At 53.3% G+C, this 20,062-nt stretch carries 16 protein-coding genes; all 16 read right to left on the bottom strand.

Annotation, left to right across the window (positions count from 1 at the left end):
• Position 1: 1 nt before the first annotated feature.
• Positions 2–922: a D-alanine--D-alanine ligase gene (locus ACZRKO_RS13210; protein ID WP_463737719.1), complete on the bottom strand. Its 921-nt coding sequence runs from the start codon at positions 920–922 to the stop codon at positions 2–4.
• Entirely contained in the window at positions 915–2,390 is a 1,476-nt protein-coding gene (gene murC, locus ACZRKO_RS13215; protein ID WP_463737720.1) for a UDP-N-acetylmuramate--L-alanine ligase, read from the bottom strand. Before murC ends, ACZRKO_RS13210 begins: the two co-directional genes overlap by 8 nt.
• 78 nt (positions 2,391–2,468) lie before the next feature.
• Positions 2,469–3,536, bottom strand: a complete 1,068-nt coding sequence (murG, locus tag ACZRKO_RS13220; RefSeq protein ID WP_463737721.1) for an undecaprenyldiphospho-muramoylpentapeptide beta-N-acetylglucosaminyltransferase — start codon at positions 3,534–3,536, stop codon at positions 2,469–2,471.
• Positions 3,533–4,735 (bottom strand): cell division protein FtsW, encoded by a 1,203-nt coding sequence (gene ftsW, locus ACZRKO_RS13225; RefSeq protein WP_463737722.1) that lies wholly within the window; start codon positions 4,733–4,735, stop codon positions 3,533–3,535. The genes murG and ftsW overlap by 4 nt, the downstream gene beginning before the upstream one ends.
• Positions 4,735–6,051, bottom strand: a complete 1,317-nt coding sequence (gene murD, locus ACZRKO_RS13230; protein ID WP_463737723.1) for a UDP-N-acetylmuramoyl-L-alanine--D-glutamate ligase — start codon at positions 6,049–6,051, stop codon at positions 4,735–4,737. The genes ftsW and murD overlap by 1 nt, the downstream gene beginning before the upstream one ends.
• A gap of 2 nt (positions 6,052–6,053) precedes the next feature.
• Positions 6,054–7,136: a phospho-N-acetylmuramoyl-pentapeptide-transferase gene (mraY, locus tag ACZRKO_RS13235; RefSeq protein ID WP_463737724.1), complete on the bottom strand. Its 1,083-nt coding sequence runs from the start codon at positions 7,134–7,136 to the stop codon at positions 6,054–6,056.
• Complete coding sequence (gene murF, locus ACZRKO_RS13240) at positions 7,130–8,491, bottom strand: UDP-N-acetylmuramoyl-tripeptide--D-alanyl-D-alanine ligase (protein WP_463737725.1); 1,362 nt, start codon at positions 8,489–8,491, stop codon at positions 7,130–7,132. The genes mraY and murF overlap by 7 nt, the downstream gene beginning before the upstream one ends.
• Entirely contained in the window at positions 8,488–9,975 is a 1,488-nt protein-coding gene (gene murE, locus ACZRKO_RS13245; RefSeq protein WP_463737726.1) for a UDP-N-acetylmuramoyl-L-alanyl-D-glutamate--2,6-diaminopimelate ligase, read from the bottom strand. The genes murF and murE overlap by 4 nt, the downstream gene beginning before the upstream one ends.
• A complete protein-coding gene (locus ACZRKO_RS13250; protein WP_463737727.1) occupies positions 9,962–11,725 on the bottom strand; it encodes a peptidoglycan glycosyltransferase FtsI in 1,764 nt (587 codons plus the stop codon). The genes murE and ACZRKO_RS13250 overlap by 14 nt, the downstream gene beginning before the upstream one ends.
• Before the next feature lie 27 nt (positions 11,726–11,752).
• Positions 11,753–12,073, bottom strand: coding sequence for a cell division protein FtsL (gene ftsL, locus ACZRKO_RS13255; RefSeq protein WP_463737728.1), 321 nt, complete (start codon positions 12,071–12,073; stop codon positions 11,753–11,755).
• Positions 12,070–13,011, bottom strand: a complete 942-nt coding sequence (rsmH, locus tag ACZRKO_RS13260; RefSeq protein ID WP_463737729.1) for a 16S rRNA (cytosine(1402)-N(4))-methyltransferase RsmH — start codon at positions 13,009–13,011, stop codon at positions 12,070–12,072. The genes ftsL and rsmH overlap by 4 nt, the downstream gene beginning before the upstream one ends.
• A gap of 2 nt (positions 13,012–13,013) precedes the next feature.
• Positions 13,014–13,472 carry a division/cell wall cluster transcriptional repressor MraZ gene (gene mraZ / locus ACZRKO_RS13265; protein WP_034787151.1) on the bottom strand — a complete coding sequence of 153 codons (459 nt, stop codon included), beginning with the start codon at positions 13,470–13,472 and terminating at the stop codon, positions 13,014–13,016.
• Between the two features lie 692 nt (positions 13,473–14,164).
• Complete coding sequence (gene cra, locus ACZRKO_RS13270; RefSeq protein ID WP_463737730.1) at positions 14,165–15,169, bottom strand: catabolite repressor/activator; 1,005 nt, start codon at positions 15,167–15,169, stop codon at positions 14,165–14,167.
• A 339-nt stretch (positions 15,170–15,508) separates the two neighbouring features.
• On the bottom strand, positions 15,509–16,000 hold the full coding sequence (gene ilvN, locus ACZRKO_RS13275) for an acetolactate synthase small subunit (RefSeq protein ID WP_463737731.1): 492 nt from the start codon (positions 15,998–16,000) through the stop codon (positions 15,509–15,511).
• A 2-nt stretch (positions 16,001–16,002) separates the two neighbouring features.
• Entirely contained in the window at positions 16,003–17,721 is a 1,719-nt protein-coding gene (gene ilvI, locus ACZRKO_RS13280) for an acetolactate synthase 3 large subunit (RefSeq protein WP_463737732.1), read from the bottom strand.
• Between the two features lie 413 nt (positions 17,722–18,134).
• Positions 18,135–19,931, bottom strand: coding sequence for an AMP-dependent synthetase/ligase (locus ACZRKO_RS13285; RefSeq protein WP_463737733.1), 1,797 nt, complete (start codon positions 19,929–19,931; stop codon positions 18,135–18,137).
• Between the last annotated feature and the right edge of the window lie 131 nt (positions 19,932–20,062).

The raw sequence follows: 20,062 nt of genomic DNA on the forward strand, positions 1-20,062 counted from the left end.
ATCAGTCGGCCAGCTCCAGAATGCGGGCGACCAGCTGCGGGAAACTTAGCCCGAACTGCTTTGCCGCCATTGGCACCAGACTGTGGCTGGTCATGCCCGGCGAGGTATTCGCCTCAAGCAGATTGAAGTCACCGTTGCTGTCTTGCATGACATCAATTCTGCCCCAACCGCTACAGTCGAGTGCGCGATACGCCTGCAGCACCAGTTCTGAAAGCGCCAGTTCCTGATCGGCAGTTAAACCGCTCGGACAAAAATACTGTGTTTCATCAGACAGATACTTTGCCTGATAATCATAAAACGTGCCGGCTGGCTGAATACGAATAGAGGGTAATACCTGATCCCCCAATACGGCCACCGCGTACTCCGGGCCATTCAGCCACTGTTCAATCAGCACGTTCTCATCATGAAGGAAACCTTCCTGCAGCGCAGGAATCAACTCTTCAGCCGTGGTCACTTTGCTCATACCGACGCTGGACCCTTCACGGCTTGGCTTAACAATCAGCGGCAGGCCCAGTGAAGAAATCTTCTGCGCCAAAGCGCCCTGCCCTACTTCGCCGAACTGTTTTTTATTCACTAAAACGAAAGGCGCAATCGGTAATCCCAACGCCTGCCACACCAATTTGGTGCGGAATTTATCCATCGCCAGCGCCGAGGCCATAACACCGCTGCCGGTATAAGGCAGGCCAAGATGTTCCAGCGTGCCCTGCAAAGTGCCGTCTTCGCCACCGCGGCCATGCAACGCAATAAAGACTTTGTCGAAACCTTCTTCTTTCAGGCGGGTGACCGCGAAGGTTTTGGTATCAACGGCATGTGCGTCAATACCTGATTCTCTCAGACCCGCCAGTACGGCAGCGCCGGAATTCAAGGACACATCGCGCTCTGCGGAAGTACCGCCAAATAATACTGCGACTTTCTCAGACATGATGTTCTTCACCTTTTTTCACTGGCTGTAATTTCTGATCAGCCAATTTGCGGGCAACTTTTCCGATATTACCGGCGCCCTGAACCATAATCAGATCCCCGCCTTCGAGGATCGGTGCCAGACTTTCCGGCACGGCGTCAATGTCTGACACTAAAATTGGATCTAATTTACCGCGAGCACGAATAGTGCGGCACAGCGAACGGCTGTCAGCGCCCGGGATTGGCGCTTCGCCAGCCGGATACACGTCTAACATGATCAGCACGTCGACCTGTGAAAGCACAGTGGCGAAGTCATCGTATAAATCCCGCGTACGGCTGTAGCGGTGCGGCTGGAAAACCATCACCAGACGTTTGTCCGGCCAGCCCGCACGCGCTGCTTTAATCGTGGCGTCAACTTCGGTTGGGTGGTGACCGTAGTCGTCCACCAGCATGGCGCTACCCGGTTTCGCATTCACATTCTCTAGCGGGTATTCACCGAGGAAATCAAACCGGCGCCCTGTTCCCTGGAAGCCCGCCAGAGCGCGCAGAATAGCATCGTCTTCAATACCGGCATCTGTAGCAACCGCAACCGCTGCCGCCGCATTGAGCGCGTTATGGCGGCCCGGTGCGTTCAGCGTGACGCTTATCAGCGGCTTATCCTGACGGCGAATGGTGAAGTGCCCCTGTGCGCCATCCTGATGGTAACTTTCGATAACAACATCGGCGTCATCACTAAAGCCATAAGTGGTGATGTGGCGGCCGACGCGTGGCAGCAATTCACGGATCACAGGGTCATCAATACACATCACTGCACGGCCATAAAACGGCAGGTTGTGCAGGAAGTTAATGAACGTCTGCTTCAGGATCTCAAAATCTCCCTGATAGGTGTCCATGTGATCCGCTTCGATGTTGGTCACAATCGCGACCATCGGCTGCAAATGCAGGAAAGACGCGTCACTTTCATCCGCTTCAGCAATCAGGAAGCGGCTCGAACCCAGTCGTGCGTGTGTGCCGGCTGCTTTAACCAGCCCACCGTTCACAAAAGTCGGATCCAAACCCGCTTCCGCATAAATACTGGTGACCATTGCGGTGGTCGTGGTTTTACCGTGCGTACCTGCCACGGCGATCCCGTGACGAAAACGCATCAGTTCAGCCAGCATTTCCGCGCGGCGGATAACAGGAATGCGCGCTTCGCGCGCTGCAACAATTTCCGGGTTGTCGGCGGAGATAGCCGTCGATACGACAACCACGCTGGCATCCAGCACATTCTCCGGACGGTGATTGAAATAAATCTGCGCACCCAGAGCGGTCAGTTGTTGCGTTACGGCATTCGGTGCCAAATCGGAACCGCTAATCTGATAGCCTTCATTTGCCAACACTTCGGCGATACCACCCATGCCGGCACCACCGATGCCAACAAAGTGAATGTGCCGGACGCGATGCATCTCGGGCACGAAGGTACGTAGTTTCGCCAATTGTTGTGTATTCACGTTTTTCTTCACTATTTTCAGTTACTGATTGATCCGTTACATACGGCTCGGACCGCGATCATTGCGGCCCGTTCATATTCATTTTTTACTGGCTTTAACGACTTCCGCCGCCACACGCTCTGTCGCGTCAGGAATGGCTACCGCGCGCGCGGCGCGCGCCATATCCAGCAGATGCGTTCTGTCCCAACCCGCCATCGCGTCAGCAACGGCGGCGGCACTAAAATTCACCTGTTCGATAATTTTTGCAGCACCCGCTTTTTCCAGCGGCAATGCATTCCAGTACTGTTGGCGGTCTTTATGCTGGAAAGGCACGAAAATCGCGGGCAGCCCGGCAGCTGCGATCTCACTGACCGTCAAAGCCCCTGAGCGGCAAACTACTACGTCAGCCCACGCATAGGCTTCGGCCATGTCGTCGATAAATTCGGTCACTTTATGCTGAGTCTTACCGGTACTGACGTACGCCTGATTCACTGATTCCAGCGCACCTTTACCGACCTGATGCCAGAGGGTAATTTTGTCGCCCATCAGCGCGGCCAGCTCAGGCATGCTCTGATTGAGTACCCGTGCACCCTGACTGCCACCAATCACTAATACACGAATCGGCCCCTGACGGTCAGCGAAGCGCACTTCTGGCAGCAGCAAGGCTAAGACGTCGGTACGAACCGGATTTCCCACTACCTGTGCGTTCGGGAAGGCACCTGGAAAAGCCTGTAATACGGTTTTGGCAATGCGTGATAACCAGCGATTGGTCAGCCCGGCAATACCATTTTGTTCGTGCAGCACCACGGGAATACCACATGACCACGCGGCCAACCCGCCCGGGCCGGAAACATAACCGCCCATCCCCAGCACCACATCCGGCTGGAAACGGCGCATGATAGTTTTCGCCTGACGCCATGCATGATATATGCGAAGCGGCGCCGTGAGTTGCGCTTTCAGACCTTTCCCACGTAACCCTGAGATCTGAATAAAATCTATTTCGATGCCATTCTTAGGCACCAGATCCGCTTCCATTCTGTCGGCCGTGCCTAACCAGCGCACTTCCCAGCCTTGCGCCATCAGATGATGTGCAACGGCCAGACCGGGGAACACATGCCCGCCGGTGCCGCCAGCCATCACCATTAAACGCTTGGTCTCGCCACTCATCGGGCACTCCTTACAAACGCCTGGGCTTTAGCCAGACGCGTTTCAAAATCAACTCGCAGCAACAGAACGATTGCTGTCGACATAATAATCAGGCTCGAACCACCGTAACTGATCAGCGGAAGCGTCAGACCTTTGGTCGGTAACATACCAGCAGCAGCGCCGACGTTAACCAAAGCTTGGAAGCTGAACCACACGCCGATCGAGCAGGCCAGAAAGCCAGAAAAGCGCTGATCAATCTCCAGCGCACGTCGGCCGATGGACATGGCCCGAAAAGCGACGAAGAATACCATTAACAACGCTAAAACCACACCGAAATACCCCAACTCCTCCCCTAAAATGGAGAAGATAAAGTCGGTATGTGCTTCGGGTAAATACTCCAGTTTTTGCACCGAGTTTCCGAGGCCCTGCCCCCAAAACTCACCGCGGCCAAACGCCATCAGTGACTGGGTTAACTGGTAGCCGCTGCCGAACGGATCGGCCCATGGATTCCAGAACGACGTTACGCGGCGCATACGGTAAGGTTCTGCCAAAACCAGCAGCACCACAGCGAAAACGCCAGACCCGATAATCGCCAAGAATTGCCACATTTTCGCACCGGCTAAAAACAGCATGGCCAGCGTAGTGATGAACAGAACAACCACGGTACCGAGGTCAGGCTGTGCCAGCAGCAGAACGGCCAGAATAACCATCACGCCCATCGGCTTACAGAAGCCCCAGAAGTTGCTACGCACCTCTTCGACCTTACGCACCAGATAACTTGCCAGATAACAAAACAGCGACAGCTTGGAAAACTCAGCAGGCTGAATACGCAGCGGTCCGAAAGAGATCCAGCGGGATGCCCCGTTCACCGAGCTACCTACAACCAGCACGACCAACAGCATCACAATGGAAATCAGCAACAATACGTTGCTGTAACGCTGCCAAACGCTCATCGGGACACGCAGTGTCACCAGTGACAAACCAAAAGCCAGCCCGAGGTAAATCGCATCACGCTTGGCGAACAGGAAGGGGTCATCCGCCAGACGCTGACCAATGGGCATGGAAGCCGAAGTCACCATCACAAAACCAATGATCGCCAGGCCGAACGTCAGCCAGAGCAAGGTTCGGTCATAAAGGATCAGCGTGACGGTGTCGTTATCTTTAACGCCCATCACCCAGTCGTTGAATTTGCTTACTAAGCCCAGTCCCGGAAAGCGCATCAGCCAAGCTCCTTAGCCAAGGCTGCGAAAATGTCGCCGCGCTGTTCGAAATTACGGAACTGGTCAAGGCTCGCACACGCCGGAGAGAGCAACACCAGATCGCCTGCTGCCACACGCCCGCTGATATCACGCATGGCTTGTTCCATTGTTTCAAACGTCGAGGAAACCTCGGGGCGCAGTTCAGCCAGCTCAGCGCCGTCACGGCCGAAACAGTAAATCCGGATATTGTCGCCTTGCAGATAGCGAGCCAGCGGTGAGAAATCGGCAGATTTTCCATCTCCGCCCAACAGCAAATGCAGCGTGCCTTCTACCTGAATTCCGTTAAGCGCGGCTTCAGTGCTGCCCACGTTGGTGGCTTTTGAGTCGTTTATCCAACGCACGCCGTTATGTTGCCATGCAGTCTGATAGCGGTGCGCCAACCCGGTGAAATGAGTTAGTGCTTGCAAACTTGATGACTGAGGAATGCCCACCGCGTCCGCCAAAGCCAGTGCAGCCAGTGCATTGGTGTAGTTGTGACGGCCGGTAAGTGGCATCTCTTGGGTATTCAATACTTTCTCGCCACGCACGCGCAGCCAGATGTCATTTTGCTGGCGCGTCAGGTGATAATCGCCAACGTCTGCGCCGAAGCTGACGCAGCGCTTATCCGCGCCGCGCACCGGCATAGTCAGGGCATCGTCAGCATTAACCACACAGAGTCTGGCGTTCTCATAGACTTTCAATTTAGCGGCACGGTACTGCTGCAACCCGAACGGATAGCGATCCATATGATCTTCCGTCACGTTCAGAATGGTTGCCGCGGCAGCGCGCAGGCTGTGTGTTGTTTCAAGCTGGAAGCTGGAAAGCTCCAGCACGAACAACTGGTACTCCTGGTCGAGCATAGTCAAGACCGGCAAACCGATATTGCCACCGACGCCAACCTTCCAGCCTGCGGCTTTTCCCATCTCACCTACCAGTGTAGTGACGGTACTTTTGCCGTTTGAACCGGTGATTGCCACAATCGGTGTCTGTACTTCGCGGCAAAACAGTTCAATATCGCCGACCACTTCCACACCGGCTTCAACGGCAGCACTCAGCGCAGGGGTCGCCAGTGCCATACCCGGACTGGCAACGATCAGATCGGCGTCGAGCAACCAGGCTTCGTTCATAGAACCCAGATGACGCTCAACACTGTCCGCCAGTTTATCCAGACCCGGCGGGCTGACGCGGGTATCAATAACGCGCGGCGTTACGCCACGCGCCATAAAGAAATCAACACAGGAGAGACCGGTCAGCCCCAACCCGATAATGACCACTTTTTTACCCAGATAGTCAGCCATAATTACCGCACCTTCAGCGTCGCCAGGCCAATCAGCACCAGCATCAGCGAAATTATCCAGAAGCGCACGATGACGCGCGGCTCCGGCCAACCTTTCAGTTCGTAGTGATGATGTATCGGCGCCATTCGGAAAATGCGCTGACCACGTAACTTAAAGGACCCAACCTGCAAGATGACCGACAGCGTTTCAACCACGAACACACCGCCCATAATCACCAGTAAGAATTCCTGTCGCAGCAAGACGGCGATCGTGCCCAGCGCACCACCCAAGGCCAGAGAGCCGACATCACCCATAAAGACCTGAGCCGGATAGGTGTTGAACCACAAGAAGCCCAACCCGGCACCGACTATCGCCGTACAAACAATCACCAGTTCACCGGCATGTCGCAGATAAGGAATATGCAGGTAGTTGGCGAAATTCATGTTACCGGTCGCCCAGGCCACCAGTGCAAAACCACCGGCGACGAATACGGTGGGCATAATCGCCAAACCATCCAGACCATCGGTCAGGTTGACAGCGTTACTGGTACCCACAATCACAAAATAGCTCAGCAGGATATAGAGCAGGCCCAGCTGAGGCATGATGTCCTTGAAGAACGGCACCACTAATTCGGTAGCTGGCGTATCTTTACCGACGGCGTACATGACAAAAGCCACCACCAGCGCAATCACCGACTGCCAGAAGTATTTCCAGCGGGCGATCAGGCCTTTAGTGTCTTTGCGTACCACTTTGCGGTAATCGTCCACAAAGCCGACAATGCCATAACCAATCAGGACAAACAGCACGCACCAGACGTAAGGGTTCGAAGGATAAGCCCACATCAGCACCGAGATGGTGATTGAGGTGAGGATCATCAGGCCACCCATGGTTGGCGTGCCGCGTTTACTGAAATGCGACTCCGGGCCATCGTTACGCACAACCTGACCAAAAGACATCTTCTGCAAGCGGGCGATCATGCGCGGGCCCATCCACAGGGAGAGGAACAGGGCTGTCAGCAGGCTGACGATGGCGCGGAACGTCAGGTAGGAAAAGACGTTGAAGCCAGAATAATATTTGACTAAATGTTCAGCCAGCCAAACTAACATGTTGCATTCTCCTGTAACGCCCGTACTACCTGCTCCATGGCGGCACTACGTGAACCTTTAATTAAAATGGTAATGACCGCATGTTCTGACAGTAAGCTCGTTAAACGGGCCGTCAGGGCTGCCTTATCCTGAAGATGTTCGCCACAGCCGCTCACGTCACTGATGACGCGACTGGCATGACCAATCGTAAATACTTTGTCGATACCGGCTTCGCGGATAGCCTCTCCCACCTGACGGTGGCAGTTTTCAGTTTCAGCACCCAGTTCGGCCATGTCCCCCAACGCCATCACACGGTAACCCGGCATTTCTGCCAGCGTTTGTGCTGCTGCGGTCATTGAGCCCACGTTGGCGTTGTAGCTGTCATCGAGCAGAGTTTTGCCTTCACTGAGAGCAATCGGGAATAAACGTCCCGGCACTGCCGAAAGCGTGCTTAAGCCTTCGCGCACAGCGTCAAGGCTTGCGCCGACAGACAGTGCAAGTGCTGCTCCGGCAAGAGCATTAGCAATATTGTGACGTCCCGGCAGTGGCAGTAAAACCGCCACAGTACCCTGAGGGGTATGCAGCGTGAATTCAGTTTTCAGCGGGCTAAGTTTTACGTCTGTGGCATAGAAATCGACGTCAGCCGCCGCCTCTGGAGAGAAGCACCAGACGGTTTTGTTCGTCAGATGACGCTGCCAGTGAGGCCAGTCATTGCTGTCGGCGTTGAGAATAGCGATACCATCAGCAGGCAGGCCTTCAAAAACCTCGCCTTTAGCCTGCGCCACGCCAGCAAGAGAGCCGAAGCCTTCAAGGTGCGCGGCGGAAAGATTGTTGACCAATGCTGTTTCCGGTCGTGCCAAATCGGTGGTGTAGGCAATCTCACCCAGATGATTGGCACCCATTTCGATCACCGCAAAGTCATGCTCAGCAGTCAGGCGCAACAGGGTCAAAGGGACGCCAATGTCATTATTGAAATTACCGGCGGTGTACAGCACGTTGCCGCACTGGCGCAAAATGGCAGCAGTCATCTCTTTAACGGAGGTTTTACCGGATGAGCCCGTCAGGCCAACAACGCGGGCAGGGACGTGCTGACGCACCCAGGCACCCAACTGTCCCAGCGCGATACGGGTATCGGCAACCACTAATTGCGGCACCTCCACCGGTAAGCGCTTACTTACGACTAACGCAGCGGCACCGGCCGCAATGGCATCAGCAGCAAACTCATGCGCATCAAATTTTTCGCCTTTCAGGGCGATAAACAGGCCTCCGGCTTCAACCTTACGTGTATCGGTCGTTACGCTATCGATTTGTGCATCAGCACCGATCAACTCAGCGTTAAGTACGCCAGTGAGAACCTGCAAAGAAACGCGGATCATGCCACCACCCCCAGCAAGCGGGCGGCGGTCACGCGGTCGGAGTAATCCAGGCGCTGGTTGCCCACCAGTTGGTAGTCCTCATGCCCTTTGCCCGCGATCAGCACTACATCATTTTCAGAAGCCTGCATGATGGCGCTGGTCACCGCTTCAGTACGGCCATGAATTTCCAGCGCACGTCCGGCATCAAGCAGACCTGCCAGAATATCGGCCACAATCGCACGCGGCTCTTCACTGCGCGGATTGTCATCGGTCACAATCACGCGGTCGGCGTATTGTTCTGCAATACCGCCCATAAGTGGGCGCTTACCTTTGTCACGGTCACCGCCGCAACCAAAGACACACCAAAGCTGGCCTTTACAGTGCAAGCGAGCTGCCGCAAGGGCTTTTTCGAGGGCATCTGGCGTATGGGCGTAATCGACAACTACTGTCGGTTTACCCGGCGCGTTGAAGACTTCCATGCGCCCGCATACCGGCTGGAGCTGAGAGCCGGCCGACAACAATTGGGCCAGCGGGTAATCCAGTGACAGCAATGTCGCCAGTGCCACCAGCAGGTTACTGACGTTGAATGCGCCCATCAGGCGGCTTTCAAGCTTCCCTTCACCCCAGCTGGAGTTAATATTGATAGTGGCGCCGTTATCGTGGTAATCCACCGCACCGGCCACCAGCCAGCGGCCTTTCCAGCCCGTCGGGATTTTGTCTTCCATACTGACAGCGACTGCATCGGGCAATGATGCCAACCAGCGCAGCCCGACGTCGTCGTCAGCATTAATAATTTTTTGTCCCACCTGATGCGTGGCGAAGAGCTGCCATTTGGCCTCTTCATAACTTTGCATATCACCGTGGTAATCAAGATGGTCGCGGCTCAGATTCGTAAATGCTGCCGCTGCAAAAGGCAGTGCTGCTACACGGTGCTGAACCAGTCCGTGCGAGGAGACTTCCATTGCCGCGAAAGTCGCGCCCTGATTTACCAGGTCCGACAATACGTGCTGAACTTGTACCGCAGAACCCGTGGTGTTTTCGGCAGGGATGACCTGGTCGAGTAAACCATTGCCCACCGTACCCATCACCGCACCGGTTTCCCCCAACAACTGCGCCCACTGAGCCAGAAGCTGAGTGGTGGTGGTTTTGCCGTTAGTGCCGGTCACCCCCACCAGACGTAATGCCTTACCCGGTTCGGCGTAAAAACGCCCCGCCAGTTCAGACAACAGCACATTGAGGTGATCGAGATAAATGACCGGCACACCATGCATCTGGCATACCGCACCATGCTCTTTCTCACCCTGAGCTTCGGCCACCACAGCCACTACACCTTGTGCAATGGCCTGTGGAATAAAACGACGTCCGTCGTTTGCATGGCCTGAAATCGCGACGAACAGATCTCCGGCAGCCGCCACGCGGCTGTCTAAAATCAACTCTCTCAGCGCTACGTCTGGGGCATCACTCACCCAGGGCGCCAATAGGTCGCGCAAATTACGATCTGCCACCTGAAGCCTCTTTTTGATTGTTAACTATTGAGTCATTTTCACTGGCGGTCAGTGCATCAGGTTCGATGTTCATGGTGCGCAGTACGCCGCCCATGATGGCACCGAAGACTGGCGCTGAAATGGCACCACCATAATATTTACCGCCCTGAGGGTCATTGATGACCACCACGAGCGCAAAGCGCGGGTTGCTGGCTGGTGCTACGCCAGCGGTATAAGCGATGTAGCGATTAACGTATTTTCCATCCGGGCCGACTTTCTTCGCAGTACCGGTTTTAATCGCAATTCTGTAGCCTTTGATGGCAGCTTTTACGCCGCCTCCGCCCGGTAATGCCACGCTCTCCATCATGTGAACCACGGTACGTACCAGTGGTTCAGGGAAGATGCGTTCGCCGGAAACCGGGGGATCAACTTTGGTGATCGACAACGGGCGGTAAATGCCCAGACTGCCGATCGTTGCATAGACACGCGCTAACTGAAGTGGAGTCACCATTAGCCCGTAGCCGAAAGAGAAGGTGGCCCTCTCTATGTCAGACCACCGTTGTTTTTTAGGGTATAAGCCACTGCTTTCTCCAACCAGCCCCAAATTGGTCGGTTTTCCCAATCCGAATCGCGCGTAAGTATCTACAAGCTCTGCGGACGGCATCGCTAACGCCATTTTTGAAACACCGACGTTACTCGACTTCTGTAAGACACCCGTCACCGAAAGTTCAGGGTATCGGGCCACGTCTTTAATTTCGTGGCCATTAACGTAGTACGGCAGGGTATTGAGAACGCTGTTCTCTTTCACCACACCGTTTTTGAGGGCCGTCATGACGACCATCGGTTTGACGGTAGAGCCGGGCTCGAAAATGTCTGTTATGGCACGGTTACGCATTGCTTCTTTTGGCGTATCCGGCAAATTATTCGGGTTGTAGGACGGGCTGTTGGCCATCGCCAGCACTTCGCCGGTCTGTACATCCACCAGTACCGCCGTGCCTGATTCGGCCTTGTTGAACGCCACGGCGTTGTTCAGTTCGCGGTAAACCAGCGCCTGTAAACGTTCGTCTATGCTCAGAGCAAGATTGTGAGCAGCCTGGCTGTCTACCGACGAGATGTCTTCGATAACGCGCCCGAAGCGGTCTTTACGGATGGTACGTTCGCCCGGCTTACCGGTCAGCCAGCGGTCAAAGCTTTTTTCCACGCCTTCAATGCCTTGACCGTCGATGTTGGTCACACCGATAACATGCGCTGTCACCTGCCCTGCCGGGTAATAACGGCGGGACTCCTGACGCAACGAGATACCGGGGAGTTTCAGCTTGTGGATGTACTCGCCAATCGAGGGATTAACCTGACGCGCCAGATAAACAAAGCGCCCTTTCGGGTTGGCGTTGATGCGGGCGGAGAGTTGATCAAGGGGAATGTTTAATGCATCGGACAGGGCTTTCCAGCGTGTGTCTACCGTGATACCGCCACGATCGTTGATCTCTTTCGGATCGGCCCAGATCGCATTGACCGGGACACTGACTGCCAAAGGCCGCCCAGCGCGATCGGTGATCATTCCACGCGAGGTTTCAATGGTTTGGACCCGCAGTGAACGCAAATCGCCCTCTTTGACCAGTTTATCTGGGTTGATGACTTGCAGATAAGCGACCCGCAACATCAACCCTACCAGCGCGAGAAGAATACAACCGCACAGCAACGCAAAACGCCAGCTGATAAAGCTGGCTTGATCTTCAGGACGTTTTAACTTCGTTTTGCGCGCTGCTTTCATCAGTTGCTTATCTTCTCCATGAGCATTTTAAGGTTGAACCACAATATTTTCTTGCGATGGATCAACATGTTGCATCTGCAATTTCTCCGTTGCGATGCGTTCTACGCGGCTGTGGTCGCCGAGGGCGTTCTCTTCAAGGATCAGGTTGCGCCACTCAATGTCCAGCGCGTCTCTTTCCAGTACCAGTTGCTCTCTTTGCGCCGTCAATAAGCGGGTCTTATGCGATGTTGTTACGACAAAAATGGCGCTAACCAACACGGCAATCAGCAAAATCATCGGGATCTTGCCATTACGCAAAATGTCACTGGTGATAACCCCAACCAGCCCATGACGCTCATTACCAATCACAGTGCCGTTCTCTCGGCAAAGCGTAATACTGAGCTACGAGCCCGTGGGTTTTCAGATACTTCAGCGTCAGAAGGCTTCATTTTGCCGACCGGCTTAAGGGAACGACCGCCAAGTTCAGCAATTTGTGCTTCTGTCATTGGGATCCCGGCGGGAACCTGCGCGCCACGGCTGTGCTGACGAATAAAGCGTTTCACGATGCGGTCTTCCAGCGAGTGGAAACTGATCACAGACAAACGTCCGTCCGTCGCCAGAATCTCAAGTGCGCCATCCAGCGCGCGTTCGATCTCTTCCAGTTCACTGTTGATGTAGATACGAATCGCCTGGAAGCTGCGGGTCGCCGGGTGTTTATGTTTTTCGCGGAACGGCGACGCATTGGCAATCAGATCCGCCAGCTCTTTAGTGCGGGTCATCGGTTGTTCACGGTTGCGTTCAACGACGGCGCGGGCAATGCGTTTGGCAAAACGTTCTTCACCAAAGGTTTTCAGAACCCAGGCAATGTCCTCTTCTTCCGCTTTCATCAGCCATTCAGCTGCGGAGTAACCCCGAGTGGGGTCCATACGCATATCCAGCGGTCCGTCACGCATGAAGGAGAAGCCACGTTCGGCGTCGTCTAATTGCGGGGAAGAGACACCCAGATCCAGCAGTACGCCATCAACCTTGCCTTCAAGACTGCGATCTTTAACGTATTGCGCCAAATCAGAGAAAGGACCATGAATAATGGAAAAACGGGGATCGTCAATCGCTTCTGCGGCCTTGATAGCCTGAGGGTCACGATCGATAGCAATCAGGCGCCCGTCCGGCCCAAGTTGGGACAGAATCAGACGCGAATGGCCACCACGGCCAAAAGTTCCATCGATGTAAATTCCGTCCTGGCGAATGTTCAGACCATTCACGGCCTCATCCAGCAAAACGGATGTGTGCTTATAATTTTCAACCATGCTTATAGTGACAAGTCCTGTAATCGATCAGAAAGCGGTTCCTGAGACGATTGTTCAGCGTCAATGTCTTCCTTAACTTGTTGATACCAGGTCTGTTCATCCCACAATTCAAACTTGTTGAACTGCCCAACCAGCATCACTTCTTTGGCTAGCCCGGCGTGTTGACGCAACGTGGTTGCGATTAACAGTCGCCCGGCGTTATCCATCTGACATTCACTCGCATGCCCCAACAGCAGGCGCTGAATACGGCGCTCTACAGGGTTCATACTCGACAGACGGGACAATTTTTGTTCGATAACTTCCCATTCAGGCAGGGTGTAAAGGAGGAGGCATGGGTGATGGAGGTCTATGGTGCAAACCATTTGACCTTGCGATTCTTCGCTCAGCAAATCCCGATATCGGGTGGGTACGGCAAGTCGCCCTTTGCTGTCGAGGTTAACCATCGTCGCGCCACGAAACATGACCGATCTACCCCTCTATGACCTTAATCACCACTTTCCTCCACAAATTCCCACTTAAAAGAGTTTACGGATGGTTTTAAAACCTTGTCAAGCCAGAGCGGAGGCGGTTTGGCAATATTTACAACGCATCTGGAAGACACATCGCAATGAGGCAGGGGTTTTACGTCGCGGAATAGAAAATAACATCATGATTAGTTGAGGAAATTTCGTAGAAAAAATAATGGTGATTAAAAAAAAATCAAATTGAACATTATTTAGCTATTTGTATTCTTCTGCTATCGATCTCTCATTTCTTAACCTGTTTGTCGTCGAAATGAAATTCTGACTTCTTTTTCGACACTGACGGCTAAAACGACTTCACTCATATTGTCAGGCCGCATGCTACAAGCCTTTAACGGGTTTTTTACTGTAAAGTCAAAATGTCAAAACCTCGTCAAAATGACGGCCTGAATTCTACAGCACTTTTAAAGTGCGTATTAACGTATTTTTAAAATTGATTAGGCAATTTATATCAGGGAAATAAGGCTGGAAAACATTTGCTAATAATTCAGGGATTAAGATATTTCTCAAAATACCCTTTATGAAGCTATGGCTTATTTTTTAGGCGTGTTTTGGCAAAAATATCATTTAGATTGGCTAAAAATAAACGACGGGCTCTGTCTCATCTCAGCCCGTCTTAGACTTGACTGACATTACTTACGGCTTAAACGTCCGCGGCGAAAGAGATTACGTCGAATGCGCGTCAGGCCAGCCTTCGGTTTCTTCGGTTCATCAAGGCACGCCAGCACCAGTTCAAGTACGCGCTCGGCCACATCGCGATGGCGTTGCGCCACTGCCAGTACCGGGCACTCGAGGAAATCGAGCAGTTCGTTATCGCCAAATGTCGCAATCGCTAAATCAACAGGTAAACGCCCTTGCTGCTTAAGCGTGACATCCATTACGCCCTGCAACAGCTGGAATGACGTGGTGAAAAGCGCCTGCGGCATAGGATGCGTTTGCAGCCATTCAGCAAAAGCGATACCCGCCGATTCACGGTCATAGGCATTGGCATAAAGATACTGCGGCTCACGGGCATCGTCGGCCCAGGCCTGACGGAATCCTTGCTCACGCAGGAAACTGACAGAAAGCTCAGGCAAAGCACCGAGATAGAGAACCGATTCAGCGGGGAATGAACGCAGCTCCTGCGCCAGCATCAACGCATCTTCCTGGTCTGCCCCGACAACGCTGATGAAATGTTCAGGATCGAGTGCACGGTCCAGCGCGATAATAGGGAAACTGTCATTGGCCCAGCGCTGATAAAAAGGATGTTCCGGTGGCAGAGAGGTGGAAATAATGATCGCATCGACCTGGCGTTGCAGGAGATGTTCCACGCAGCGCATTTCGTTATCGGGCTGGTCTTCCGAGCAGGCGATCAGCAACTGATAGCCGCGCTGGCGGGCCTGCCGTTCGAGATAATTGGCGATTTTGGTATAGCTGGTATTCTCAAGATCGGGGATCACCAGCCCGATGGAACGGGTTCTGCCAGCGCGTAAACCGGCTGCGACAGCATTCGGGTGGTAGTTATGTTCCTTCACGACAGCCATCACTTTTTCAACTGTCTTATCGCTGACACGATACTGCTTCGCTTTGCCATTAATCACATAACTGGCGGTAGTCCGCGAAACGCCCGCTAACCTCGCGATTTCATCCAGTTTCACCGAGAGAACCCCTTTCATTGCTCGTAAAGTGAAGTGCAGCAGGCCGTTAAATTGACCGTCACATTGACAGCCAAAGGCGCTTTCTGCTCTCTTTTGCCCCTCCTGAATGCACGCGTTGCGCAGCCGGAAGAACGAAATGATTAATTAAACTGCCGTTATCTAACCGCAGAAGACCTTGCTGAGCAAGGTGTTTTACCGAATCGTTTCACCTGCAACACGGATACCCGTGCAACCCGCCTTCAGCCTTTGGGGCAAAATAAAAGCCCAACCTGAGGTTGGGCTTTTGAGTGCAGTGCATCGTATCGCCGTTAAAATCACATTGGCGAAACGGACACCCGATTAGCGCATCACTTTGTCACCGCGTGAAACACCGACGACACCGGAGCGGGCGACTTCAACGATTTCCGCAACGTCGCGAACAGACGCCAGGAAAGCATCGAGTTTATCGCTGGTTCCGGCCAATTGCACCGTGTAAAGCGTTGCCGTGACATCTACGATTTGCCCGCGGAAAATCTCGGTAGATCGTTTTACTTCTTCGCGACCATAACCAGACGCCTGCAGCTTAACCAGCATAATTTCACGCTCAACGTGCGCGCCCTGTACCAGTTCATTGACGCGCAACACATCGACCAATTTGTGCAGTTGCTTTTCGATCTGCTCAAGGACCTTGGCATCCCCTACGGTTTGAATCGTCATGCGTGACAGGGTCGGGTCATCTGTCGGGGCTACGGTCAGGCTTTCAATGTTGTAACCGCGTTGGGAGAAAAGGCCAACCACGCGTGACAGCGCGCCCGATTCGTTCTCCAGCAATACTGATAAAATCCGGCGCATGATCAGGTCCTCTCCGTTTTGCTTAACCACATTTCGTCCATCGCACCGCCACGGATGAGCATAGGATAAACGTGTTCTGTTTCATCCACGCTGATATCCACAAATACCAGACGGTTTTTCTGTTCCAGCGCCAGCGCCAGTTTACTTTCCAGTTCATCCTGGGTGCGGATAGCAATACCCACGTGCCCGTAGGCTTCCGCCAGTTTGACAAAGTCCGGCAGTGACTGCATGTATGACTGAGAGTGGCGGCCTGAATAGATCATATCCTGCCACTGTTTCACCATGCCGAGATAACCGTTGTTCAAGTTGACCACGATCACCGGTAAATCGTATTGCAGCGCCGTTGAAAGCTCCTGAATATTCATCTGAATACTGCCGTCACCGGTGATGCAAATCACCGTTTCATCCGGTAAAGCCAGTTTCACACCCAGCGCAGCCGGTAAGCCAAAGCCCATGGTGCCGAGACCACCGGAGTTTATCCAGCGACGTGGCTTATCAAACTGGTAGTAGAGCGCCGCAAACATCTGGTGCTGGCCGACATCAGAGGTGACGTAGGCATCCCCCTTGGTCAGACGGTGCAGTGTCTCAATGACCGCCTGAGGCTTAATGGTGCCGCTGTTCTTGTCATAGCCGAGGCAATTTTTGGCACGCCACTGTTCAATGCTCTGCCACCAGTCGCGCAGTGCATCATATTCCTGCTTCTCATCGCTTTGTGCCAACAGTTCGAGCATCTGCTCAAGGGTCTGTTTGGCGTCGCCAACGATAGGAATATCCGCACTCACCGTTTTGGAGATCGACGTCGGGTCGATATCGATGTGCATGATGGTGGCATTCGGGCAGTACTTCGCCAGATTGTTGGTCGTACGGTCATCAAAGCGCACACCTACACCGAAAATCAGGTCGGCGTTATGCATGGTCATGTTGGCTTCGTAAGTCCCGTGCATCCCCAACATACCGACGCTTTGACGATGCGTTCCGGGGAATGCGCCCAGTCCCATCAGGGAAGTGGTCACCGGCAAATTCAGTTTTTCTGCCAATTCCAACACTTCGGCATGACACGCTGAATTGATCGCGCCGCCGCCTACGTACAGCACCGGTTTTTTCGCTGCCAGCAAGGTTTGCAACGCCCGCTTAATCTGTCCGCGGTGGCCCTGAACAGTCGGGTTATAAGAACGAAGGCTGACGTGTTCCGGATAGGCATAAGGCAATTTAATCTGCGGATTAACCACGTCTTTTGGCAGATCGACCACCACTGGACCAGGACGGCCGGTAGATGCCAGATAAAATGCCTTTTTGAGCACAGTAGGAATATCTTCTGCACGTTTAACCAGGAAGCTGTGTTTCACCACCGGGCGGGAGATCCCCACCATGTCGCATTCCTGAAAGGCGTCGTAGCCAATCAGGGAGCTGTGAACCTGACCTGATAGCACCACCAGCGGAATGGAATCCATATAGGCCGTAGCAATACCGGTGATGGCATTGGTTGCGCCGGGACCGGAAGTCACCAGCACTACGCCCACTTCGCCGGTAGCGCGGGCATAACCATCAGCCATATGAACAGCGCCCTGTTCATGTCTCACCAGCACATGATCAATCCCGCCGACCGTGTGCAGGGCATCATAGATATCCAACACCGCTCCGCCGGGATAACCGAATACGTGTTTAACGCCCTGATCGATCAACGATCGAACGACCATCTCGGCTCCTGACAACATCTCCATGGTTTTGCCTCCAGGCTTTTTGCTTCTAATAGGATGACTTATTTTAATAAGTGAATTGCCCGGGTAAGTAAGCAACTCAAAGGAAGGACGGAAATCATTTCCAGCCATTCCGGGTAAGAGGGCTAAGCCCTGTTGTTCTTATCGGATTACGCAGACTTAACTCAGTACATTAACGTCTGAATTTAGGTCAGGCAAACGTCAAAATGCCGGAGTAACAGTATGGTTATTCTGTCTAACTGCCCTGCCCGGCTCTCTCCAGACAAAACACTGCTCAACAAGGGTAACTACTCAGGAATATCAGGAAGGGGGGATAAATTACAGCATTAAATTATAACAGCGTTGTTCTGATGAGAAATTGCCTCAGGGAGTAAATATCCCGGCACAATGGGCTGCGCCGGGACAGTAATGTGATATTAATCACAGTAGAAGGTATCGACCTCTTTTTTGTACCGCTGCAAGATGATCTTGCGTCGTAGCTTCAGCGTTGGTGTTAGCTCTCCGGCTTCCATGGTGAAGGGCGTCGTCAGCAGAGCGAATTTTTTCACCTGTTCATAACTGGCCAATTCATGTTGGATCTCGCGGACACGATAAGTAAACAGCGACAGAATCTGTTCATTTTTCAGCAAACTCTCGCGATTGAGATAATCGATGTGGTGTGCCTGCGCATACTCACTCAGCGCATTAAAGTCCGGCACAATAAGCGCGGAAACAAAGTGCTTAGCATCTGCGATCACTGCCGCCTGTTCGATATAGCGATCCTGAACCAGCGTGCCTTCAATACGCTGCGGCGCGATATATTTCCCACCCGAGGTTTTCATCAGGTCTTTTAAACGCTCAGTAACAAACAGATTTCCCCGTTCATCCTTTTTTCCCGCATCGCCGGTTTTGAACCAGCCATCGTCGGTGAAGCTGGCAGCCGTCTCTTGCGGTTTATTGAAATAGCCGCGAAAAAGCGTCGGCCCGCGTACCTGAATTTCGTTTTCCTCACCGATACGCACTTCAACCAGCGGTAATGCGGTGCCGACCGAACCAAACAGAAACTCCTTCTCCTCCCAGCAGGTCACCGTGGCGCATGTTTCGGTCAGCCCGTAGCCATATTTGATTTTCAGGCCGATGGATTCAAAAAACAGGATCACGTTATCGTCGAGGCTGGCGCCTGCCGCCGGCAGAAAGCGCAGATTGCCGCCCAGCAAACCGCGCAACTTGCTGAGCACCAGTTTGTCAGCCAGGGCATAGCGGCGTTTTTGCCACCACGAAAGCGCAGTACCCTGTCTTTCGCATAAAAATTTCTCGCGCCCGCTAGCCATAGCCCAGTGGAACAATTTCTTTTTGGTATATCCGGAGTGAGCAACTTTCTGATTAATCGCGCTGAAGACTTTTTCATAAAAACGCGGAACCGCACACATCACCGTTGGCTTAACCGCCTGCAGCGCATCACGGACCAGATCGGTTTCCCGCAGATAGACGTTCTGTGCCCCACAATGCATGACGAAAAAGCTCCAGGCGCGTTCGAAAACGTGCGCCAGCGGCAGGAAGCACAGGGAGACATCGCTGTCTGACAGCGCAAGGCGCTGTTCATGTTGCTGGAGCTGCGTGGCAATGCTCCGGTAATCGAGCATCACGCCCTTAGGCTCTCCGGTGGTGCCCGAGGTATAAATGAGGGTAAAGAGATCTTCCAGACGGCACTGCGCCACGCGCGCCAGTAATAGCTCGTTCAGGGAAGCGGCTGGCTCTTCCTGTGAATGCACGTGGCGGGCAAGGGTGACACCGCGCAGATCAACGTCGGCATCGAGCACCAAAATATGTTGTAACTGCGGGCAGAATTCACGCAACTGCACGGCTGCATCAAACTGCGTCTGGCCGAGAATAAACAGCGTGCGGATACCGGCGTCATTCAAAACATAGGCTGACTGTGCAGCTGTATTGGTGGCATAAATCGGCACAGTGATGGCGCGAAGTTGCAAAATAGCCATATCGGCCAGCGTCCACGCCATTCCATTGCTGCCGCAAATCGCGACGCGTTCCTGAGTTTCAATGCCCAACTGCAATAAAAGACGGGACAGATGATCAACTTTATGGCCAGCTTCTTGCCAGGTAAGCGACGTTTCCCGGTCTGCTGACCATTCACGGAAAGCGATATTGTCAGGCCGCGAGGAGAGCTGCTCACGAAAACGGGTAACGAGATGATAGTCAGAGAAAGTCATGTTCATAGCCTGCCAGCCTGTGAGGAAAAGAAGAGCCACCAGACACCATAAACCCAAAGGTTTATTTGCATTTGCTCACCATTTTTAACATTTTGCGTAGTCTACCGAGTCTGTAAAGACTGGCAAATCAAAATATG

The organism is Ewingella sp. C233 (genome assembly GCF_055407225.1).